Annotated in this window: 20 protein-coding genes; 14 read left to right on the top strand and 6 right to left on the bottom strand. The window is 67.1% G+C overall.

What is annotated here, in order from left to right:
* Positions 1–15: 15 nt before the first annotated feature.
* From ACZ50N_RS01585 to ACZ50N_RS01575, 3 genes are all read right to left on the bottom strand, one after another.
* Entirely contained in the window at positions 16–1,512 is a 1,497-nt protein-coding gene (locus tag ACZ50N_RS01585; RefSeq protein ID WP_464474442.1) for a flavin-containing monooxygenase, read from the bottom strand.
* Between the two features lie 26 nt (positions 1,513–1,538).
* Positions 1,539–2,249: a cutinase family protein gene (locus tag ACZ50N_RS01580; protein WP_048421659.1), complete on the bottom strand. Its 711-nt coding sequence runs from the start codon at positions 2,247–2,249 to the stop codon at positions 1,539–1,541.
* 114 nt (positions 2,250–2,363) lie between these two features.
* A complete protein-coding gene (locus ACZ50N_RS01575) occupies positions 2,364–3,164 on the bottom strand; it encodes a DUF5718 family protein (protein WP_048421660.1) in 801 nt (266 codons plus the stop codon).
* A 49-nt stretch (positions 3,165–3,213) separates the two neighbouring features.
* Between ACZ50N_RS01575 and ACZ50N_RS01570 the strand changes: the two genes are divergently transcribed.
* From ACZ50N_RS01570 to ACZ50N_RS01550, 5 genes are all read left to right on the top strand, one after another.
* Positions 3,214–3,360 (top strand): hypothetical protein, encoded by a 147-nt coding sequence (locus tag ACZ50N_RS01570; protein ID WP_464475752.1) that lies wholly within the window; start codon positions 3,214–3,216, stop codon positions 3,358–3,360.
* 64 nt (positions 3,361–3,424) lie between these two features.
* On the top strand, positions 3,425–4,321 hold the full coding sequence (locus ACZ50N_RS01565) for a spore photoproduct lyase family protein (protein ID WP_464474441.1): 897 nt from the start codon (positions 3,425–3,427) through the stop codon (positions 4,319–4,321).
* A 446-nt stretch (positions 4,322–4,767) separates the two neighbouring features.
* Positions 4,768–5,850, top strand: coding sequence for a YihY/virulence factor BrkB family protein (locus tag ACZ50N_RS01560; RefSeq protein ID WP_464474440.1), 1,083 nt, complete (start codon positions 4,768–4,770; stop codon positions 5,848–5,850).
* Between the two features lie 25 nt (positions 5,851–5,875).
* Positions 5,876–5,998 carry a hypothetical protein gene (locus tag ACZ50N_RS01555; RefSeq protein WP_464474439.1) on the top strand — a complete coding sequence of 41 codons (123 nt, stop codon included), beginning with the start codon at positions 5,876–5,878 and terminating at the stop codon, positions 5,996–5,998.
* A gap of 4 nt (positions 5,999–6,002) precedes the next feature.
* On the top strand, positions 6,003–7,079 hold the full coding sequence (locus tag ACZ50N_RS01550) for an NAD-dependent epimerase/dehydratase family protein (RefSeq protein WP_464474438.1): 1,077 nt from the start codon (positions 6,003–6,005) through the stop codon (positions 7,077–7,079).
* 70 nt (positions 7,080–7,149) lie between these two features.
* Here ACZ50N_RS01550 and ACZ50N_RS01545 read toward each other — a convergent pair whose 3' ends face one another.
* Positions 7,150–7,983: a GNAT family N-acetyltransferase gene (locus ACZ50N_RS01545; protein ID WP_464474437.1), complete on the bottom strand. Its 834-nt coding sequence runs from the start codon at positions 7,981–7,983 to the stop codon at positions 7,150–7,152.
* A 118-nt stretch (positions 7,984–8,101) separates the two neighbouring features.
* Between ACZ50N_RS01545 and dctA the strand changes: the two genes are divergently transcribed.
* The 7 genes from dctA to ACZ50N_RS01510 all read left to right on the top strand — a co-directional run bounded on the left by dctA (position 8,102) and on the right by ACZ50N_RS01510 (position 18,088).
* Entirely contained in the window at positions 8,102–9,478 is a 1,377-nt protein-coding gene (gene dctA / locus ACZ50N_RS01540) for a C4-dicarboxylate transporter DctA (protein WP_464474436.1), read from the top strand.
* A gap of 82 nt (positions 9,479–9,560) precedes the next feature.
* Entirely contained in the window at positions 9,561–10,853 is a 1,293-nt protein-coding gene (locus ACZ50N_RS01535; protein WP_464474435.1) for a cytochrome P450, read from the top strand.
* Between the two features lie 79 nt (positions 10,854–10,932).
* Complete coding sequence (locus tag ACZ50N_RS01530) at positions 10,933–12,168, top strand: PucR family transcriptional regulator (protein ID WP_464474434.1); 1,236 nt, start codon at positions 10,933–10,935, stop codon at positions 12,166–12,168.
* A 108-nt stretch (positions 12,169–12,276) separates the two neighbouring features.
* Entirely contained in the window at positions 12,277–13,233 is a 957-nt protein-coding gene (locus ACZ50N_RS01525; protein WP_046361554.1) for a fumarylacetoacetate hydrolase family protein, read from the top strand.
* Positions 13,234–13,248: 15 nt separating this feature from the next.
* Positions 13,249–13,938 (top strand): VOC family protein, encoded by a 690-nt coding sequence (locus ACZ50N_RS01520; RefSeq protein WP_073684422.1) that lies wholly within the window; start codon positions 13,249–13,251, stop codon positions 13,936–13,938.
* A gap of 3 nt (positions 13,939–13,941) precedes the next feature.
* Positions 13,942–15,723: an FAD-dependent monooxygenase gene (locus ACZ50N_RS01515; protein ID WP_464474433.1), complete on the top strand. Its 1,782-nt coding sequence runs from the start codon at positions 13,942–13,944 to the stop codon at positions 15,721–15,723.
* A gap of 22 nt (positions 15,724–15,745) precedes the next feature.
* Positions 15,746–18,088, top strand: a complete 2,343-nt coding sequence (locus ACZ50N_RS01510; protein WP_464474432.1) for a thiamine pyrophosphate-binding protein — start codon at positions 15,746–15,748, stop codon at positions 18,086–18,088.
* A gap of 39 nt (positions 18,089–18,127) precedes the next feature.
* Here the strand turns inward: ACZ50N_RS01510 and ACZ50N_RS01505 are convergent, their stop codons facing one another.
* The gene (locus ACZ50N_RS01505) at positions 18,128–19,108 is read right to left on the bottom strand and encodes an NmrA family NAD(P)-binding protein (RefSeq protein WP_464474431.1); all 981 of its coding nucleotides are present in this window, start codon (positions 19,106–19,108) and stop codon (positions 18,128–18,130) included.
* An 82-nt stretch (positions 19,109–19,190) separates the two neighbouring features.
* Positions 19,191–19,985, bottom strand: coding sequence for an SDR family NAD(P)-dependent oxidoreductase (locus ACZ50N_RS01500; RefSeq protein ID WP_464474430.1), 795 nt, complete (start codon positions 19,983–19,985; stop codon positions 19,191–19,193).
* 108 nt (positions 19,986–20,093) lie between these two features.
* Between ACZ50N_RS01500 and ACZ50N_RS01495 the strand changes: the two genes are divergently transcribed.
* Positions 20,094–20,816 carry a TetR family transcriptional regulator gene (locus tag ACZ50N_RS01495; RefSeq protein ID WP_464474429.1) on the top strand — a complete coding sequence of 241 codons (723 nt, stop codon included), beginning with the start codon at positions 20,094–20,096 and terminating at the stop codon, positions 20,814–20,816.
* Positions 20,817–21,044: 228 nt separating this feature from the next.
* Positions 21,045–21,803 carry a YoaK family protein gene (locus ACZ50N_RS01490; RefSeq protein WP_464474428.1) on the top strand — a complete coding sequence of 253 codons (759 nt, stop codon included), beginning with the start codon at positions 21,045–21,047 and terminating at the stop codon, positions 21,801–21,803.
* The last annotated feature ends 13 nt before the right edge of the window (positions 21,804–21,816 follow it).

Here is a 21,816-nt window from a genome sequence, read left to right as displayed (position 1 = left end):
GGGTAGGAGTTGTGTTCAGTGACTCTGCAGCAGGTTCCAGTCGGCCTGTTCGCGGTCGGTGAACTCCGGCGACTCAATTGCTCCGAAGGCAGCTGCGGCACGGGCGAATTCCTCGGCGGCATCGGGCAGGGCGTCAGGTCCGTCCAGGCGAAAACAGCTCGGCGCGAGCGGGCCGAACAGCAGTGCACGCCGCAGCTCGGGCCATCGGTCGAGCTGCGGTTCACAGCCCGCGGCGCGCGCGAAACCGATGGCGGCAAGGTTCATTCGGGTCTTCTGCGGCAGTCCGCGGCGGGCCCGGTACGCCGCGACGGCGGCGCGCTGCGCCCCGAGGTCGGCTCCGGGCACCCGGCCCGACCAGGTGTAGGCGAGCCAACGGGCCTGCAGTTCCAGGGGCACGAAGTAGCCGCCCGACTGATCCCACATCCCGACGAACGCCAGGCCCGGCAGGTCGGGGTGGAAGGTGTACCGGTCTGCATCCAGGTGGACGTCGTCCAGGCCGAGAGTCTCTCGGATCTCATCGGCGAGGAACGGCAGATCCAGGCGGAAGCCCGTGCCGAACAGGACTCCGTCGAACTGCTGAGTGCCTCCGTCGGCGAACGTCACGTCGGGGCCGGACACCGACAGCGGCCACGGCCGCACATCGATGCGTCCCTCGGCGACCAGAGGGAGATAGTCCTGGCTGAGGGTGACCCCCGCGGCGAACAGCGATGGATCGGGGGTCGGAGCCCCGTACTGCTCGGGGCTGCCACCGGCGTCGGTGACGATCGTCTTGAGCTGACGATCGACCTCGGTCACCGGAAGACGTTCGGCGGCCAAGGCGCCGTAGCGGGTGAAGATGCGGTGGTCGGACGGCACCCCGGCGGCGAACTTCGGCAGCACGTAGCGCTGCCGGCGCTGTGTCACCGTCACCGCGGCCGCGCCGCCGTGCACGAGTTCCGCCGCCACCTCCAGGGCGCTGACAGCGCAGCCGCCGACGAGAACGCGCTTACCTCGATACGGTTCGACGCCGCGGTAGTCGAAGGTGGACCGCACACCCTCGGGTCCGCTGAACGTCGACAGACCGGGCACCGGCGGCAGCGCAGGAGTCTGGAAGCGCCCACTGGCGATCACGACCCGGTCGAAGGCCTCGGCTCCGTCCGCCGTCTCGACAGACCACCGGCCACCGCCATGTTTCACGTGAATCACCTTGGAGCTCAACCTGATTCGATCCTTCAGGCGGAACATCCCGGCATAGCGGTGCAGATAGCGCAGGATCTGTGGTGCGGACAGGAACGTCTGGCCGCCGTCGTGGGGCAGGTCGCTGAACGCGGTCAGGATGCGGCTGGTGTTCGTGTAAAGCGTGGGCCACACGCCGCTGGCGCCGATCTCTCCGGTCCACTGCCCACCCAGCTCAGGCCCCTGCTCGAACAGGTGTGTATCGAAGCCCTCGGCGAGAAGCCAACGCGCCGCGACCAGTCCGCCGGGTCCAGCCCCGATGACCGCCACCTTGGTGTGCACAGTGCACTGTGACACGGTGCATGCCCCGGCGGGCCGAAATGTCAGCCGACGGTGCCCGAGGCGTTGACGAGCGTGCCGGCCGGCGCGTGGCTCGCCACCCGTCCGGCGACGAAATCAGCTGCCTGCGAGACCAAACCGGACTGCACGTAGGCGCTGTGCGCGGGCCGGTCGTCACCGTTCGAGCACACCGGATCGGCACCGTTGCACAGGTCGATGGTCTTGGCGCCGTAGAGCGGGCTCGACGTGGTCAGGGTGCGACCGATCCGTCCGGCGGGATTGCCGAGCACCGCGACGGCCGCCACATGGTCGGCGACGTCAGCCGGCATCGGCCGGCCGAAGCCGAAGGTCGCGGCGGGATCGCCGGTGATCAGATCCACCACCGCCGCGCCCTGCGAATACCCGCCCACCACGATGCGGGTATCGGGGCAGCGGGCGGCGGTGGCCTGGATCTGGGCGCTGGCGTCGTCGGCGCCGGCCGGTGCGGACTGCAGGAAGTCGTAGGACGCCGGGTAGTTCACGGCCGCCACACCGACGCTGCGTCCGCCGAGTTCACCACGGAGGTCGTCGACGAACGCCTGCCCGACCCGGCCCAGGCCGGCCGGCTCGGCGGTCCCGCGGGCGAACACCACAGACACGTCCGGACAGGATTCGGCGTGTGCGCTCGCAGTGCCGGGGCCGAGAAGCCCGGCGGCGGCGACCGCGCCGATCCCGCCCAGGAGGAGTGCCCGTCGAACGGTGCGCTGATCGGTCATCTCGGTCTCCTCCGTCGTGATCGCCCCGCTGGCGACACTTGGATGAATGCCGCTGACCGCGCGAAAAATTCCGGACGTGACCCGAGGTGTGATGTGGACCGCTCGAGGAGTTCCTCAGCGCACGGTCTGGCGCAGCTCAGCCGCGGCGTCATCGGCGGTGTCGTAGACGCGCACGATCGCGTCGTCGCCGGATTTGAGGAACGTGCTCTCGCCGAGCTCGGTATAGCGGGTGGCTCCGATTCCGATCAACACGTTCTCGGGGTGACCGCTGGCGACCATCAGAGCGCCGACGTCCTCGAGCGGGGTGTCCTCCGAACCCTTTTGGTTCGCGAGTCGTTCGACGATCCAGTCGAGCAGCACCTCGCCGTAGTAGGAGTAGCCGATCACCGGGCTGTCGACGCCGTAAGCGTGCTCCTCGCCGTCGGAGTGGAGCAGACACACCAGCCGCAGCGTGGCGGTCGGCCCGTCCGGGGTGAGGTCGCTGATCTCGAAGAACGAGCGAGACACCCCCTTCGACGCAGGTCCCCAGTTCTTCTTGTGGCTGATCTTCTTGGCGCCGGGCCGGCGGATCGAACAGTCGTTGAACGCGCCGAGCGCGAACGGTTCCAGTGTCACCACGGTGTCGCCGCGCCACACCACCCGGCACGCCAGCCCGACCTCGGGCTCGATCTGCAGGTTCAGCGGACCGTCTGTCTCGGGGGGCAGGCGGGTCTCGTCATTGGACAGCGGGAACTCGCCGAGAAACGTCTCGGAGCCCGGCGCGTACCACGGGAAGATGCCCTTGGGCGCCTCACCGTCGCTGGCCACGTTGACGAAATCCACCGCTTCGCCGGCCTGCTCGAGATGACCGGCGAAATTGCCCGCCACGCCGAAGCCGAACCAGTCCCGCATGTCGCTCAGCGCGATGTCGATCACGGTCGGTAAGCGTACGCGGGCGGATAGCCTGGAACGGTCAGGAGGGGACGTGATGGAAAGAGATCAGAACGAGCGCGCCGAAGTCGGCGCAGAGGACAGCCCAGAAGACAAGGACCGGCCGGGGCCGGCCGATCACGGCAAGGAAGGCGGCATGGCCACCCGCGAAATCGCCCCGGAGCTGACCGACGAGGACTGACTCGTCAGTGTCGTGCGACCACACGAATCAGGAACCCGCGCGTCCCGACGGTCGTTGTCTGTCGGTGAACCGCCGGACCCCCGAAGCCCTTGCCGGCCGGCTGCTCGACGTCACACGCATCTACCACGAACCTGACATCGAACGCTTTCCCCGCGCGCGCCAGGTGCTCGACCGCTACCCCGCGGCCGAACGCATCGAGGTGCTGTCCCATCAGGCGATCCCCGGTCTGTACGGCAACGAGGGGAACGTCGAGGACTGGGTGCGCAACAAACGCGAGGTGCTCGTGCTCGGCGAGAAGAAGAGCCTCAGCGCGCGTCGAAACGAGCGCTCCAGCGACTGGATCGCCCCGTCGACGTCCAACGGCTGTGCGATGGCGTGCTCGTACTGCTACGTGCCGCGGCGCAAGGGGTACGCCAATCCGATCACGGTGTTCGCCAACATCGAGAAGATCACCGGCTACCTCGAGCGGCACGCAGGTCGCCAAGGCGTGAAAGCCATTGCCAATCAATGCGATCCGGTCGACTGGGTGTATGACATCGGGGAGAACAGCGACTGTTCGGTCGACGCGATGGTCTCGGACAACGTTCACGACCTCGTCGACCTGTTCGCGCGCCTTTCGAACGCCAAGGCCAGTTTCGCCACGAAGTTGGTCAACCGCGATCTGCTGACCTACGACCCGCGGGGCGGAACCCGGATCCGCTTCAGCCTGATGCCGGCCGACACGTCGCGCGTCGTCGACGTCCGCACGTCGAAGATCGCTGACCGCATCGCTGCTCTCGACGACTTCGTCGATGCCGGCTACGAGGTGCACCTGAACTTCAGCCCGGTGATCGTGCACGAGAACTGGCTGGCGGACTGGACAGAACTGCTGACCCAGGTGGCGGACGGCACCAGCGCACGGACCCGCGCCCAGCTGGCGGCCGAGATCATCTTCCTGACCCACAACGAGGGGCTGCACTAGGTCAACCTCGGCTGGCACCCGCGCGGCGAGGACCTGCTGTGGCGCCCGGATCTGCAGCAGGTCAAACGCAGCGAGAGCGGCCAGTGGAACGTGCGCTACAAGACAGGGTGGAAAGGCCGGTGGGTGGACCAACTGACCGACCTGATCGCCACCACGCTGCCGGAGTGCCGCATCCGCTACGCGTTTTAGTCGCACGTGTGCCGCCGCAGAGGCGGGGCAAATCTGGCTAATGCAGCGAGGTCGCCAACTGCAGGCGGGTATCGCCGCCGAGGACGACCTGCAGCTGCCCCTGCGCGACACCACGGTGATCGACAAGAACTCGCCAGCGAGGACCAGCAGCGGCGACGCGGCCGCACCCTGCGCCGCTCGCGTGGGCAACGTGAGTGAATCAGCAGGTGAGCGGGTATCCCCGCAGCGGCGCAGGGCCGTAGGCGTGGGAGGTCACGATGGTCAAGTGGCTGGATCGCCTGCAGCAGCGCAGCCGAGCGGCCGGGTTCACGATCGCCGTCGTCTACAAGTACGTCGACGATCAAGCCGGATATCTGGCCGCGCTGATCACCTATTACGCGTTCGTCTCGCTCTTTCCCCTGCTTCTGCTGCTGACCACGGTGCTCGGCGTCGTGCTGTCCGGCCGGCCGGAGTGGCGCGAGCAGATCGTCAACGCCGCCATCGACCAGTTCCCGGTCATCAGTGACCAGCTGAGCCAACCTGAGGCGCTCAGCGGCGGCACCACCGCGGTGATCATCGGTATCGCCGGTGCCCTGTACGGCGGGCTCGGCGTCGGCAACGCCCTGCAGAACGCGATGAACATCGTGTGGGCCGTGCCTCGGTACACCCGTCCGGACCCGATTCGTGCGCGGCTGTACAGCCTGCTGCTGTTGTTCGTGCTGGGCTCGGCGGTCATCGCCACGACCGTGTTGACCGCAGTCGGCCGAGCCTGGGCCGGTCTGGGTTTCCTGGGCACCACCGGGGTGGTGCTCGCGTCGCTGGCGTTGAACACCGCGGTCATCGTCGCCGCGTTCCGGGTCACCACCGTGCGGCCGCTGAGCTATCGCGACGTGCTGCCCGGAGCGATCGCCGCCGCCGTGCTCTGGCAGCTGCTGCAGTGGTTCGGCGCCGCCTACGTCGCTCACGTGCTGAGCTCGGCCAGCGCGACGAACAGTGTGTTCGCCATCGTGCTGGGGCTGCTCGCCTTCCTATACCTGGTGTCGACGACGCTGCTGATCTGCGCGGAGATCAACGCGGTGCGCGTCGACCAACTGCACCCGCGCGCACTGCTGACCCCGTTCACCGACAACGTCGAACTCACCGAAGCCGACCGGAAGATGTATGCCGGTCAGGCAGAAGCCCAGCAAGCCAAAGGCTTTCAGCGTGTCGATGTGAGGTTCGACCCGCCCGAGCCCGACGACGGCGTTTGCGAGAACGACGACTCGGGTATGGCCGACGCACACTCACGAACCGGAGGAAGTCATGAGCGTCACCAGCAAGACCCGGTCCGCGGCCCGTACGGGCCTGAAAATCCAGCGTAGGGTCGCGCTCGCACAGTTCCTGTTCGTGCCCACGCTGCTCACCGCCACGCTGCTGACCGGAGCATTGATCATCGCGCGTAAACGCGATCGTTCGGCATCGAAAGTCGAGACGCTGCCGGTCCCGGACAGTCCCGCCGCGACGGCGTGACACCGTGCGCGTCGTCATCACCGGCGCGTCCGGCAACGTCGGCACCGCGCTGCTGCGCCGGTTCGCCGACGAAGCACCGGAGTGGGACATCGTCGGCGTCGTGCGCCGTCCACCCGAACCCGAGGGTGTCTATCGACACGTCGAGTGGCAGGAACTGGACCTCACCGAACCCGATGCCACGCAACGCCTGACGCAGATCGTCAAGGGCGCCGACGCGGTCGTACACCTCGCGTGGGGTTTCCAGCCGACCCGCAACACCGAGTATCTGACCCGACTCGGCGTCGGCGGCACCTCGGCGATTCTGCAAGCCGCACATCAGGTGTCGGTGCCTCACCTGATCCACATGTCGTCGGTGGGTACCTATGCCGCAGGGCGCTACACCCAGCGCGTCGACGAGTCCTGGATCACCTCGGGCATTCCCTCCTCGCCGTACAGCCGCGACAAGTCGGCCGCCGAAGAGCTGCTCAACGACTACGAGCGTGAACACGGTGACGACGCCATCCCGATCGCGCGCATGCGTCCGGGCTTCATCGTCCAACGCGCGGCGGCCAGCGGCTTGATGCGCTACGCGCTGCCGGGGTGGCTGCCGATGCTGGCCGTGCCCATGCTGCCGGTCCTTCCGCTGGATCGCCGGCTGTGTATCCCGCTTATCCACGCCGACGACGTCGCCGCGGCGATCCTGCGCGCCCTCGAACGGCGGGCGACCGGGGCGTTCAACCTGGCCGCGGACCCACCGATCACCCGTACAGAGGTGGCAAAGGTGCTGGGTTCCTTCCAGATTCACGTGCCGTCGCGGGTGCTGAGCACATTGGTGGATCTGAGCTGGCGGGCCGGGCTGCAGCCGATCGACCGCGGCTGGCTGGACTTGGCGTTCAGCGTCCCGCTGCTGGACTGTTCTCGAGCCCGCAGTGAACTGGGCTGGGACCCGCAGTGGTCGTCGGTGGCAGCACTGACCGACGTCGTCACCGGCGTTGCGCTGCAATCACATTCGGACAGCCCGCCGTTGCGCGCCCGGTCGATGGTCGAGCAGCTGCGCCGCGACTTCACCGAGGGAATGCTGACGACGCGGCAGCTGCCGTAGGTGCGGGCGCCGAATGTACGGTTTATGACGGATTTTGGCGGAAATCCATCAGAAAGCGTGCACTCGCGCGTCACTGTGGGACGAAGTCGATCCGGACGTTCTGGCTGACCGGTTCGAAACCGATGCGGCGGTAGATCCGGTTCGATGTCGGGTTGGCCAGGTCCGCGAACAGGACCACCTCCGGCACGCCCTCGTCGCGGGCGAGGCGCGCAGCAGCCGCCGTCACCGCCGACCCGAAGCCGCGCCCGCGCGCGGCCACGGGTGTCTGGACAGGGCCGATCCGCGAAACCCCCGATGCGGGGGCGCGCAGCATCGCCATGCTCACCACCTCGTCGTCGACGATCCACAGCACGAACCGATGACCGGCGGCCACAGCGCCTTTCACGAACCGCACCCCGGCCTCATCGTCCCGGACCTCCTGGAACGCTTCGACGAAGAAGTCCTCCACCCGCGCGGCAAGCACCGGATGGTCGGTCTCGGCGGCGAGGCGCTGTTCTCCCGGCACGTCGACCGGGGGCTGCAGGGTGCCCAACCGGTACAGCATCTCCTCGACGTTGACGCGGCCACCGACTGCCAGCGTCGACTGCCATGCGGCGCAGAACCGCTGAGCACGCTCACGCAGACCTCGGACTCCACACAGGGTGGGGTGAGTCTCGGCCACGAATGCCACAGTGCTGCCGATGGTTTCGATCGGCAGGCCGTTGACCAGCAGAGGATAGGGCGGGGTCTGCATCGCCGCGCCGACCACATCGTCACCCTCCTCCACTGTCAAGAGAAGTGCGTCATCGGCGACACCGGCGGCCAGCGCGGTCAGCTCGACGGTGTGCCGGATCGGGTCGCGCCCATAGAGCGGACCCGCGAGCGCGAGAAAGCTCGCGACGTCGTCGTGGGCCCGGACCTGCATGGTGGCGACGATAGGTCGCGAAGACCAAGCCGAGAAAGCCATTTTCTTTCCGGTCACGTTTCATGCGGGAAACATCGGCCACACAGCATGGTCACGGGAGCTTCCTAGCGTCTGGCGCATGAGCACCGCGATCGAACCGCCACAGAGCGAAATGGTCCGACTGGCCACCAAACCGCCCTGGTACACGTCCCTGTTCATCCAGTTGCTGCTGGCGATCGTCGCGGGCATCCTCGTCGGCTGGCTGTGGCCCGACATCGGCGGCGCACTCAAACCGCTGGCCGACGGGTTCATCAAGCTCATCAAGATGCTCATCGCCCCGATCATCTTCTGCACGGTGGTGCTCGGTATCGCACACGTGGGAGACCTGAAGTCGGTGGGCCGTATCGGGGTGAAAGCGCTCATCTACTTCGAGGCCGTGACCACCTTCGCGCTGATCTTCGGTCTGGTCGTCGGCAACATCGTCAAGCCCGGCAGTGGGTTCAGCATCGATCCGCAGACACTGGCCAGCGGCGCCGAGGCCGTCGCGAAGAAAACCAGCAACGGCGAGCTGCCCCACACCGTGGAGTTCCTGCTCAACATCATCCCCACCTCGGTGGTCTCCGCATTCGCGGAGAACGCCCTGCTGCAGGTGTTGTTCTTCGCGGTGCTCTTCGGGCTGGCCCTGGCCAAGTTCGGCGAATCCGGGCCACCGCTGATCTTCGACCTCGTCGATCACCTCAGCCACATCTTCTTCACGGTGATCGGCTGGGTGATGCGGCTGGCCCCACTGGGCGCGTTCGGCGCGATGGCCTACATCATCGGGCAGTACGGCATCGGGTCGCTGGCCAGCTACGGGAAGTTGATCGCCGCCTGCTATCTGGCCGCGCTGCTGTTCATCCTGATCCTGGCGGTGATCGTGAAGGTCTTCGCCGGGGTGAACCTGTGGAAGTTCCTGGTGTACATCAAGGACGAGATGTTCCTGGCGCTCGGCACTGCATCCACCGAGGTGGTGTTGCCGCGCATCATGGCCAAGCTGGCCAACGCCGGATGCTCCCGCACGACAACGGGTTTGGTTGTGCCGACCGGGTATTCGTTCAACCTGGACGGCGCCACCCTCTATCTGTCGATCTGTGTGCTCTTCTTGGCCCAGGCGCTCGGGGTGGATCTGAGCCTGGGCGAGCAGATCACCGCGGTGCTGGTGCTGATGCTCACCTCGAAGGGGATGGCCGGCGTGCCCGGCTCTTCCTTCCTGGCCTTGTCGGCGACGGTCGCCGCCATCGGGCACGGAGCGATCCCCGTCGCCGCGGTCGCGCTGCTCCTCGGCGCCGACCGCATCATGGATTCGATGCGGGTCTCGGTGAACCTGCTCGGCAACTGTGTGGCGACCTTCGTCGTCGCCAATTGGGAGGGCCAGCTGGACAAGGACCGGATGCAGAAGGTGCTCGCCGGCGAGGACGTCGAACCGCTGGCCGACGCGCCCGAGCAGGATGCGGTGACCGTCGGCCCGCGCGATTGAGAGGTCTGGGGGCTCGCTTTCGGAGCGGCGTCTTGGACTCTGATCCAAGTAGTCGTTGTCCCGCAGTCTCTACTCTGGCGGTATGACGGTCCGGCAGCGCCTGCACTGGATGACCCTGCACGGCGTGATCCGCGCCCTGACCACGGTCGGGGCGCGCCGCAGCGATCTACAGGGCCGGCTGATCGCCGATCCCGCCGCCCGCGCGAACCCCGGCGAGTTCGCCGACGAGATCCGCGCCCAGGGCAGGCTCGCGCGCGCCCGCGCGGCTTGGCTCACAGCCGATCACGCCGTCGTCCACCAGGTTTTGCGCTCCGACGATTTCGCCGTGACGTCGAGCGGCAACTCGCTGCCGGCGTTCCTCGGTCTGATCGAGGAGCGCCTGCGTCCCCGCGGCCGAATCCACCCACTCCTGCCGCCCTCACTGCTGTCGGTGGAACCGCCCGACCACACCCGCTATCGCCGAACCGTCTCCTCGGTCTTCACCGCCAGGGCGGTGACGGCGCTCGAAGAACGCATCGAGTCGGCGGCGGTGGCGCTGGTCGACGAGCTCGACAGCGAGGAAGGCGTCGTGGACATCGTCGACCGGTACTGCTCACGGCTGCCGGTGACGGTGATCGGCGACATCCTCGGTGTGCCCGAACGCGATCGCTCGAAGATCTTGCAGTTCGGCGAACTCGCCGCGCCGAGCCTGGACGTGGGGTTGTCCTGGCCGCAATACCTTCGTGTCGAAGAGGGCCTCACCAGCTTCACCCAGTGGTTGACAGACCATATTCGGGAATTGAGGGCGTCGCCCGGAGACGATCTGATGAGTCAGCTGATCGACGCCACCGACGAGGGCACCCGGCTCGACGACTCCGAGCTGCTCGCCACAGCAGGTCTGGTGTTGGCTGCGGGCTTCGAGACCACGGTGAACCTGCTCGGCAGCGGCATCGAACTACTGCTCCGCCACCCTGATCAACTGGACCTGCTGCGGGAACGGCCCGACCTGTGGCCGAACGCCGTCGAAGAGATCCTGCGGCTCGAATCGCCCGTGCAGCTCACCGCGCGCATCGCGGTGCAGGACAACGACGTTGCGGGACACACGGTTCGGGCCGGCGACGCGGTCGTCCTGTACCTCGCCGGCGCCAACCGTGACCCCGGGGTCTTTCCGAACCCCCACCTCTTCGACGTGACCCGCGACAATGCCGGGCGACACCTGTCGTTCTCGGGCGGCCGGCATTTCTGTCTGGGTGCAGCATTGGCGCGGTCGGAGGGTGCGGTGGGCCTGCGCACGTTCTTCGATCGATATCCGCACCCGGTCCTGGCCGGCGACGGCCGGCGGCGGGACACCCGCGTCCTGCGCGGATGGGCGACGCTGCCGATCAAAATTGCCTAGAGAGTCTCCGACAGCGCGAATCACACCCTGGTTCGCCGAACTGGAACCGCGGACCCCGGGGGCCTTCCCGGACAACTCCGTGCTGCCCGAGCGTGCCCGGCTGCTCGCCGAAGCGCTGGGCCCCGGCCCCGCCGGCTGGGCTGTCGAACTGGGTGCGCTCATGGCGGCGCGTGTCACTGCGGAGATACCCGAGCTTGCGGTGGACGTGGTCGCCGATGAGGTCGCGAAGGGGTGCGAAGCCGTCGCGCTCGGCGCGCTGTCCCTGGTCGCCCTCGACGACGACGTGTCCTTCGCGCAGATGCCGGAGGTCCTCGCGGGACCGATGGAGGTGGTGGCGCGCGGCATCGGCATCGAACACATGCTGCGGAGCATCCACCTCGCCCACTCGACAGCGGTCGGTTTTCTGCTCGACGCCGCCGAACGTGTCGTGCCGGAGGCGGAGCGCTTCACCGAGATGCGGCGGATCAACGAGGTGCTGTTCGGCATCGTCGACGTCCTCACCACGCACATGGCCGCGGAATACACACGCGCACATGAGGAGTGGGTGGCGGGTTCGGTGGCGCTGCGCACCCAGATCGTCGAGGACCTGCTGGCGGGTTCGCCTGTGCCGACGGACCGGGCGGTCCGGGTTCTCGGCTACGACCTGAACCGCTGGCACCTCGGGATCATCGTCTGGACCGGCCCGGCGGTGTCCGCCGAACCGGCACAGCTGAGAATGGTTGCAGCACAGGCGCTTGCCGCGGCGGGATGCGCGTCGACTCTGGTGCATCCCATCGGTGCGCAGCGGGTGTGGGCCTGGGGTTCACGGACGACGACACCGCCCGAAGCCGTGATGCCCACGCTCTCACCACCGCCGGGCATCCGCATCGCGATTGGCACGGCGGGCGCCGGGGTAGAGGGCTTTCGCCAAAGTCACCGGCGAGCAGCAGAGGCGGCGCGGATCGGCTCGATGTCCACGCGGCCGGGCTGCGTGTTCCGCTACGAAGACCTCGACATCGTGGCGATGCTCAGCACCGACCTCGCCGCGGCCCGAGAGTTCGTCACACGCGAACTCGGCAACCTGGCCGGCAGCGCTGAGGCGGTGAGAACCGTGCGTCATACCCTGAAGTGTTACCTCGACCGGGACAGGAGCCTGGCTGCCGCGGCCGCCGATCTGCAGGTCGCCCGCAACACCGTCGCGTACCGGGTTCAGCGCGCCGAGCAGCTGCGCGGCCGGCCCACGACGATCCGCCGCCTTCAGTTGCACGCAGCGCTCACCCTTGCCGAGGAGCTCGGCGACGTCGTGCTGGAACCGACCTCACGCCCCTTGGACTGAACGCTCACATCGCCGCGTCGATCCTGGACTCGAGGCCAGGTACCGCGGGTCCGCCGCGCAGTTCACTGGTCATCGAGCCGGTCGCGGGACCGGCAGTAGGAGTCGTCGATGGTCGTCCACCTCGTCCGATACTCACGCAACGAGCGTGCCTCGTGGGGTGTGCTCACCGGCGAGCGCATCTCGCCGCTGAGCGGGGACTACTCGCGGACCGCGGACCTGATCGAGCGCGGGCGAGACGACTGGACCGCTGCCTCAGCGGAGCCTGCGGCGGTCGCGCTCGACGATGTCGACCTGCTCTCCCCGGTCACGGTTCCGTGCCGGGTGATGTGCCAAGGGGCGAACTATCGTCAGCACGCCATCGAATCGGGAATGGACCCCGACGCGCGCGAATTCAACCTCTTCTTCGACAAGACCGACGCGGCCGTCACCGGCCCCAACGACCCGGTCGTCCGCCCTGCGCACGTGACCCTGCTCGACTACGAGATCGAACTCGCACTGGTGCTGCGCGGCACGGTCGATGCACCGGTCACGATCACCGCCGAGAACCTGCCCGAGTACGTCTTCGGTGTCACCATCGCCAACGACCTCTCGGCCCGTGACGTCCAGCTCCCGCAGGGACAGTTCCTGAAAGGCAAGAGCTACCGCGGATTCTGTCCGCTTGGACCGGTGCTCGCGGTCCTCGAGCCCGACGACTTCCCTCTGCTCGACGACCTCGAGCTGCGACTCGAGGTCAACGGGTCGCTGAAGCAGACCGACAACACCGCGAACATGCTCTACAAGCCCGCCGAAACACTCACCGAGCTGAGTGAGTTTTGCAACTCCGACCCCGGGGACGTCCTGTTGACGGGTACGCCGCACGGCATCGTGGCGGGGTCACCGCCAGCAGTGGTCCGCCGCCTCGCCACGGCGTTGCTGCCCGAGGACAAACTGTGGGCTGCCTTCGTCCGGATGAATCAGCGCAAGCCGTATCTGCAGCCCGGTGACGTCGTCACGGCGTCCATTCGCAACACCGCCGGGACCCTGGACCTCGGCACACAGCGCACCACCATCACCACCGACCGCTGACGGGAGTTCGAATCCATGAGTGCCACACCCAATCCCTTGCAACCAGACCACCAGGACGACGCGGACACCGTCGCCACGGCGCCGGACCTCAGTGATCTTCCGGATCGTCTGGTACCGGACTTCATCGCGCACTGGGTGGTCAAGACCGCGCGCAGCGCCGAGATGATCGAGTGGTACGGCCATGTCTTCGGGGCACGCGTGGTCCACGAAGACGGCCAGATCGCCTTTCTCACATGGGATCACGAGAGCCATCGGCTGGCTCTGGTCAAACTCCCGCCACCACTGCGCTACGCCTTCCCTCTGTCGCGATGGCGCCGCAAGACCTACGGTATCGACCATCTGGCCTTCACGTTCGTCTCGGTGGAGAAACTGCTGCTGACCTACGAACGACTCAAAGGCGTCGGCATCACCCCGGTGTGGGCCATCAACCACGGGCCGACGACCAGCCTCTACTACGAGGACCCCGAGGGGATCCGGTTGGAGTTCCAGACCGAGAACTTCCCCACCGCACAGCAGACCGCGGATTACTTCAACAGCCGCGAATTCGACGACAACCCCATCGGCGTCGACATCGATCCCGATTACCTGCTCGAGCGACTGCGCGCCGGTGCCGACTCCGAGCAGCTCCTCGCGAGGGGCGCCGGCACGCGGCCCGGCACGAAGCCGCGCTCGAACAAGCGCGCGATCACGTGGAAGACCCTGTGACACATGCCTACTGAACCGGTTGTCATCGTCGGTGCCGGCGCCGCGGGTTCGACCATGGCGCTGCTGCTCGCGCGCTACGGCATCGCCAGTACCCTTGTCGAGGAGCGTCGGGACCCGCGCATGCACCCGGCGGCGCACGTCATCAACGCGCGGACGCTGGAGATCTGGCAGCAGGCTTCCCCGGACCTAGGCACCGCGCTGAACGCGATCACACCGCCGATCGACACCGTCAACATCATCCGCTGGTGCACCGACGTCCGCTCCGATCCGATCGGTGAGATCGACCTGCTGTCCCAGCCGGACCGGCTCGCGGAGGTCCGCACACACAGTCGCCACCTCATCTCCCACATCGGTCAGCATCTGCTCATGCCTGAGCTGTGGAACGCCGTGGAGAACCACCCCCTCGTCGATTTCCGCCGTGGCTGCCACGCCGAGATCCTGGGCAGCAGAGTGATTCTGCGATCCGGAGAACGGGATGCCGATGTCATCGTCCCTCGGTTCGTCGTCGCTGCCGACGGCGCGAACAGCGGTCTGCGCGATAGCGCCGGAATCACCATGGACGGCCCTGCGCTCGCCAACATGGGCAGTGTCTTCTTCCACGCCCCCGGGCTGTACCCGGAAGGTGCGAGCCGACCGCTGCTGAGCTGGATCTACCACCCGCGCTTCAGCGGCGTGATGATCGCCCACGCCGACGACGACTACGTGCTGATGACACCGTATCTGCATGCGGCGCAGATGATCGCGCGTGACAGTCGGCACTATTGGAACACGATCCTGCCCGAAGTGATCGGGTCCACCGACTACCGGATCCGGTCGACCGGCACCTGGACCATGACCCAGCAGATCGCGGACCGATTTCGGCAGGGTCCGCTCCTGCTCATCGGCGATGCCGCGCACCGTTTCCCCCACACCGGCGGGTTCGGCCTCAACAGCGGGGTGCAGGACGCCCACAACCTCGCGTGGAAGCTCGCAGCGGTGCTGCGGGACGACGCACCGGAGACACTGCTGGACACCTACGAGTTCGAGCGGCGGCCGGTCATCGAGCGGTTCGCCGCGCAGAGCACCCACAACCATTTCGCCCTGGACCACGTCACCGCGCCCCTGGGCATCACCAACCGCTCCCTGCACCGGGCCACCGAGCTCTTCGGCAGGCTGCCGCTGCACTGGATTCCCGACCGGATCATCGCGGCCGTCGCGGATGCACTCACGACCGCGCAGACATCGCGAACCCGACGCCTGCTGCGTGAGAACGCGCGCAGCAGGCGACTGCGTCGGCGCATGGCCGAGGCCATCCCTGGGCAGGAGGAACATTTCGTCGCCAGCGGCCTGGAGTTCGGCTACGCCTACCAGAGCCCGCTGATCGACGACTCCGAAGGACCCTGCCCCGCGGGAGACGTCGCACTCTATCGCCCGACCACCCATCCTGGCGCACGCCTCCCGCATGCGACCATCACGTCGCCCGACGGTGTCGAGGTATCGACCCACGAGGCCATCCGCCGACGGGGGCTCACCCTCTTGACAGCCGATCCGCGGCAATGGACCGAAGCCCTTACCGAACATCCGTTCTCCGCGCCGCTCACCGTCGTCGCGGTGACCGGTACAGACGCGGTCGACCTGCTCCAGGTGGGTGACCACGGCGCGGTCGTAGTGAGACCCGACGGCCACGTGGTGTGGCGGACCCGAACCGGTCCGGCGTCGATCGACCGGCTCGTGACGTTCATCGAACGCGCATGGCGTGATGTCTACGCTTGCGCGAACGCGTGCCCCGGCGAACACTCCGCCTAGACCGGAAAGGACAGCTGACGTCATGACGATTGCCCACTCTCCCGAGCCCGTGTCCCGGCCCGACGATGCGGCGACCGTGTCGGATCTCGACGCGATCGCCTCCCGCGTGCTCTGGCTGTCGACGGCAATGGTGCACCACGCCAACCGGATACGCCCCAATACCAGCGGCCTCAAAGTCGGCGGACATCAGGCGTCGTCGGCATCGATCGCGGGGATCATGACCGCGTTGTACTTCGGACGGCTGCGCGCCGGCGACAGGGTCTCGGTCAAGCCCCACGCCTCCCCGGTGCTGCACAGCATCAACTATCTGCTCGGGTCTCTCGACGAGCAGTACATGACGAGCCTGCGAGAATTCGGAGGCCTGCAGAGCTACCCCAGTCGGACGAAGGACCCCGATCCGGTCGACTACTCGACGGGATCGGTGGGCATCGGCGCGACGGCGCCGATCTGGGCCACCTTCGCTCGCCGCTACGTCGACACCGTCTTCGGCGGCAGTGGGTCCGGCCGTCAGTACTCGCTCGTCGGCGACGCAGAACTCGACGAGGGCGCCATCTGGGAAGCGGTGCTGGATCCGGTGGTGCCCGAGCTCGGGGAGATCGTCTGGATCGTCGACATGAATCGGCAGTCGCTGGACCGCGTCGTCCCCCACATCGCCTCCGGGCGGCTGGAGGCGATGTTCGCCGCCGCAGGATGGCAGGTGCTCACGGTGAAATTCGGCACCGTGCTCGAAGGGCTGTTCCGCCGCCCCGGCGGTGACGACCTGCGCACCCGCATCGTGACCATGCCCAACGCCGAATACCAACGGCTGCTGCGCTGTTCGGCCGAGGAACTGCGCGCCAGGCTGCCCGGTGACGGTCCGGAATCGGCCGGGGTGGCCGCGTTGATCGCCGACCTCGACGACGCCACCCTGGTCCGGGCGATCGCCAATCTCGGCGGGCACGATGTCACCACTCTGCTGGACGCCTACGACCGGATCGACGACACCCGGCCCACGGTCATCCTCGCCTACACCATCAAGGGCTACGGCCTGCCCACCCAGGGGCACCCGCAGAACCATTCATCGCTGCTGACCGACGACCAATTCGCTGATCTGGCTGCCACTCTCGGCGAGGACGCGGGTCAGCCGTTCCATCGCTTCGATCCTGGGTCGTCCCCCGGTAGACTCTGCCGCCGGGTCGCCGAACGGCTGCATCGAGACACGATCCAGCCCGTCGAACCCCCGCGGGTTCCGACCGACATCGGGCGCAACCCGCCCGCGGTGTCCACCACGCAGAGTGCACTGGGGCGCACCTTGCTCGACCTGACACGGGAAGCGCCCGAGGTGGCGCGGCGCATTGTCACCGTGAGTCCGGACGTCAGCTCCAGCACCAATTTGGCCGGGTGGCTCAACAAAGTGGGTGTGTGGTCGCCGTCGGAACGGCCGGACTGGTTCGCCGACGACTCGGACACGATCATGCACTGGCGGGAACGCCCGACCGGTCAGCACATGGAGCTCGGCATCGCCGAGGTCAACCTCGTCGGCCTGCTGGGCGAACTGGGCGCCACCTGGAGTCGCTGGGGTCAGCCGCTGCTACCCATCGGCGTGCTGTACGACCCGTTCGTCGAACGTGCGCTGGAGCCGTGGTCCTTCGGTATCTATGCGGGCGGACAATCGATACTCGTCGGCACCCCGTCCGGGGTCACGCTGGCCGCCGAAGGCGGTGCGCACCAGTCGATCACCACACCGTCCATCGGTCTCGAGCAACCCGGCTGCACCAGCTACGAACCGGCGTTCGCCGCCGAGGTCGAGTGGATCCTGCTCGAGTGCCTGAGCCGACTGGGCAAACCCGACGGGTCGTCGTCCTATCTGCGGCTGTCGACCCGGCCGGTGCGTCAGGAGCTGGCCGGCATCCCGACGGATCCGGCGGCACGGGAACGACGCCGTCGGCACGTTCTCGCCGGTGCCTACACCCTGCGTCCGGCCACCGCGCCCTCGGTGTCCATCGTGGTGATGGGGGCGCTGGTCACCGAGGCTCTCGCAGCGGCGGACCGGCTCACCGGCGCGGGTGTGGAGGCCGAGGTCATCTGCGTGACGAGCCCCGACCTGCTGTACCGCGCGATCCGCGCCCGCGACGGGCTCGTCGAGGGACCATCGTGGATTCTCGACCAGATCTTCCCGGCCGATCGAGCCGCGCCCATGGTCACGGTGCTCGACGGGCATCCCCACACCCTGGCGTTCCTTGCGACCATCAACCGTGTGCGGTGTAAATCGTTGGGAGTGAGCACGTTCGGTCAGGTCGGTGACCTCGAGTCGGTGTATCGCCTCCACAGCATCGACACCGACTCTATCGTCGGTGCCGCGCTCGACGTGTCGGCTCACGGCTGATTCAACCAGCGATCGACTGCGGCGCCGGTTCCGACGGCCTCATGGTGTGGCGACGCCGTGCGCCACAGCGGTACGGCGAGCGAACTGCTCGTAATCGGTGGGCTTCCGCGGCAACACCTTCGGCAGATCGTCGAAATTGCCTGCAGGGAGTCCGTGTACGTCGTAGTACGTCATCATCTGCACGTACGTGTCCTGCGCCTCTGGCGACCAGCTTCGGAACCCCCGCGCATTCGGCGCCGCAACCAATCCCCGCAGGACGTGGGGGAGCGAACGCAATCTGCTCGACAGCAACGATTTCGCGATCGCCGAGCCGAACGGCGCCACCGCCGCCAGCGGGTTCTCCAGCGCCTGCGGGGGAATCCGGACGGCGACCATGGGATGGCCGAGCACGCGGCTCCAGATGCGCGCCATGTCGTGGCGGGTGAGTTCTACCGTCGACAGATCGTAGGTCTTTCCGATGTGTTCCGCTGGGCTGGCCAACACGTTGGCCGCCGCGGCGGCAATGTCTTCGACGTCGACGACGCCCATGGGGATTTCGGGTGAGGTGGGGTAGGGAAGTAGTCCCGCGCCGAAGAAATCCCAGAAGTCGAGAACGTTCTGCATGTAGTGCGACGGGCGAAGCACGGTCACGGGCAGACCCGACTCCCGCAGGATGTTCTCCACCTCGAGCTTTTGCCGGTGGTGAGGAAGCTCGGCGATGTCAGGATGAATGACCGAGTGGAACACGATCTGATCGAGCCGTCCACCTCTGGCTGCGTTGATCAGTCGTTCGGCCACGGGCAGCTCGTCGATGAGCTGGGTCGGGGCGGCGTGGTAGATCTGGTGGGCTCCACTCAGCGCGTGTTCGAGGTCGCCCGGTCGCCCCAGGTCACCGATCACGGTCTCACTCGCCCCGTCCGCCCGTGAGCGTCGCGCCTGATCTTCGTTCTTGACGAACGCCCTCACAGTGTGGCCGTCGGCGACGAGCTGTCGAACGAGGGGACGCCCGACGCCGCCCGCTGCGCTGGTGACCAAGATCATGTCGTGCTCCTACCGTAGGTTGCGAATGTGGTTCAGGTGCAGGGGAATATCGAGAGCTTTGCTTTCGACTGGACGTCGGCGGTCATCGCTTGGCTTCCACGGGTCGCAGCGACCGCGCGAGCGCCGGCAGGAGCACACGCCGCGGAACCAGCCGCGCCAGTGCCGCGGAGATCGTGTTGCTCACCCCGGAGACCGCAGAGGGTGGCGTCCAGCGACGGTCGAGCGCACGCAAGCCCGCCGCGGCGACCTGGTCAGCGGACTGCATCCGGCCCACGGCGGTAGCGGTCTCGCCGATCACGTCGAAGAACTCGGTGTGGGTGGGCCCCGGCGCGAACGAGAAGACCGTGACGCCGTGTTGCCGTGCTTCGTACCAGAGTGATTGGCTGAAGCTGAGCACGAACGCTTTGGCCGCCGCGTAGACGGCCAGCGTGGGTACCGGTTGATACGCCGTTGTGCTGGAGACATTCACGATCGCGCCACGACGCCGTCGGACCATCTCCGGCAGGAATGCATGGCAGAGGTCGACGACTGCCCCGACGTCGACGGCCAGTACCCGGGCGAAGTCCTCTGCGTCGCCCTCCACGAACGGACCTTGGGCGGCGAACCCAGCACTGTTGATGAGGATGTCCACGTCACCCTCGACCAGCGCCCGCAGTTCTCTTCCCGGGTGCCGAGCGGACAGGTCGAAAGGCACTGAGACACAGGAAATTCCGTGCCGCTCCTCGAGCTCCTTCGCCAACGGTTCGAGCCGCTCTCGGCGGCGGGCGACCAACACCAGGTCACAGCCGCGTGCGGCGAGTGCCTTCGCGAACGCCTCCCCGATGCCCGAGCTGGCACCCGTCACCAACGCGCGCGCCGTGCGGTAGTCGCTGCGCACGAGGTGCCTCCCTTTCGTGTGAGGTGTACCGCTCGGGCGAACCTCTCAATGCGACTATTGCATGTCGAATGCAATTTACGCAAGGCCGCGTCGTCGTACGATCGCCACATGGCCGGTAGGTCGAGCCCAGGGATCTCGGTGCGGCAGGCGGCTGTGGAACGAGTGCTCGGTGGAGAACGGGCATCGACTGTTGCGGGGGAGGTCGGTGTCCATACGTCGACCGTGCACCGATGGGTCAACGATGCGTCTGGCCGCGACACCAAGTCCGTGCCCACCGATCTACGTCTGATGATCGCCACGCAGGAACTGCTTCGGGACCAGGACTACAGCCAGATCACCGTCGAAGAGGTGGCCCAGCACTGCGGTGTCGCGCTACGTACTGCTTTCCATCACTTCGACAGCAAGCGCGAACTGTTCAAAGCAGCGATCGACAACGCTGCCATCGTGTTGGTCGAAGCCATGCGTCGCCACTACGAGAGTTCGCCGTGGCCGGCCGAGCCCCTCTCGCAGTTGAGCACGTTCTTGCGGCTGTCCGCCGAAGCCATCTACGCGACACCGTCCGCGCATGTCCTCTTCCGCGACCTCGGAGTTCCGCGTTCAGAATCGTTCGCCGAGCGCTGGCACGACACCTTCGAGCAGGGCGTCGAGCAGATCCTGACGAGGTGCGCTGCAGACGCGACGATCGACCCGGATACCGACATCCCGGCGGCAGCGCACACGATCACCGGGGCCATGCGAGGAATCCACGCCGCGGTCTTCGACCGCGGCGATACTGCACAGGCTCTACGAATGGTCGGTCGCCTACATCTGACGGTGTCGAGCGACTCATAGCTGCTCACCAGTAGCGGCCGCCGCTGGCGTCTCCGGAGACGTTCGCCTCCCGTCATCTTTAGGCGGTTTCCCTCGGTTCAGCGGCCGGGTAGAAAGGACCACAACTTCGGCAGTCTGAAGTGGTCCGCCAAAGTTGTTGCCGGGCAACACAGTGATTCATCGCACACCGTCAACGTCGACCGTGTCTCGCGCCGCTGCCTGCCGCGCCCCAACACATGAGGAGCCGACGTGACAGACAAGAGCTTTCCCGCCGACGACAGAACCCGGTTCCGCTTTGCGGTCACGTTGTCGCTGCTCGCCGGGATGGCAGACGCCATCGGATTCATCGAGTACGCCCAGTTGTTCATGTCTTTCATGAGCGGGAACACCACCCGCTTCGGCGAGGCCGCCAGTGACGCCGACTGGATCGGCGTGGTCCGGTTCGGCGGCGTCATCCTCGTCTTCTGCTTCGGCGCGTTCCTCGGCACGCTCGTCGCCGCGTGGTCGGGCAGGTGGCGGCTGGCCACTCTGCTGACCGTGCAGGGGTCGCTGATACTGCTGGGTGTCTTCATGCCCCATGGACCTGACGCAGTGCCGTGGCACGTCTACCCGATCGTGCTGGCACTGGGCCTGCAGAACGCCACGCTTCAGGACGAGGCCGGCCGCAGCCTCGCGCTGACGTACGTCACCGGCAGCGTCGTTCGCTTCGGCGCGGGGTTGGCGAACATGCTGCTGCACAAGCCGGCTCCGTCGTTTTGGATCCAGGGTCCGCTGTGGCTCGGACTGACCTCTGGCGCGGTCATGGGCGGCTTCCTGCAGCACTACTTCGGCGAGAAGGCCTTTCTTTTCCCCGCGGGCGCGGTGCTCATTCTCGCAGTGCTCGCCTGGGTCATGACCATGGTTCGACCGCAGAGCGAGGCGGTGTTCAGCCCGACGGCTCCGCAGCCCGACGCCCATCCGGATGCCAAGCCGCTGGCGGCGGGGCTGGGCGCTCGCCAAGGGAAGTGACCTCCCCCGGCTC

It is taken from the genome of Mycolicibacterium obuense (assembly GCF_055397605.1).
The sequence above is the reverse complement of the archived record's forward strand: the minus strand, read 5'-3'. Positions and strand labels throughout refer to the sequence as shown.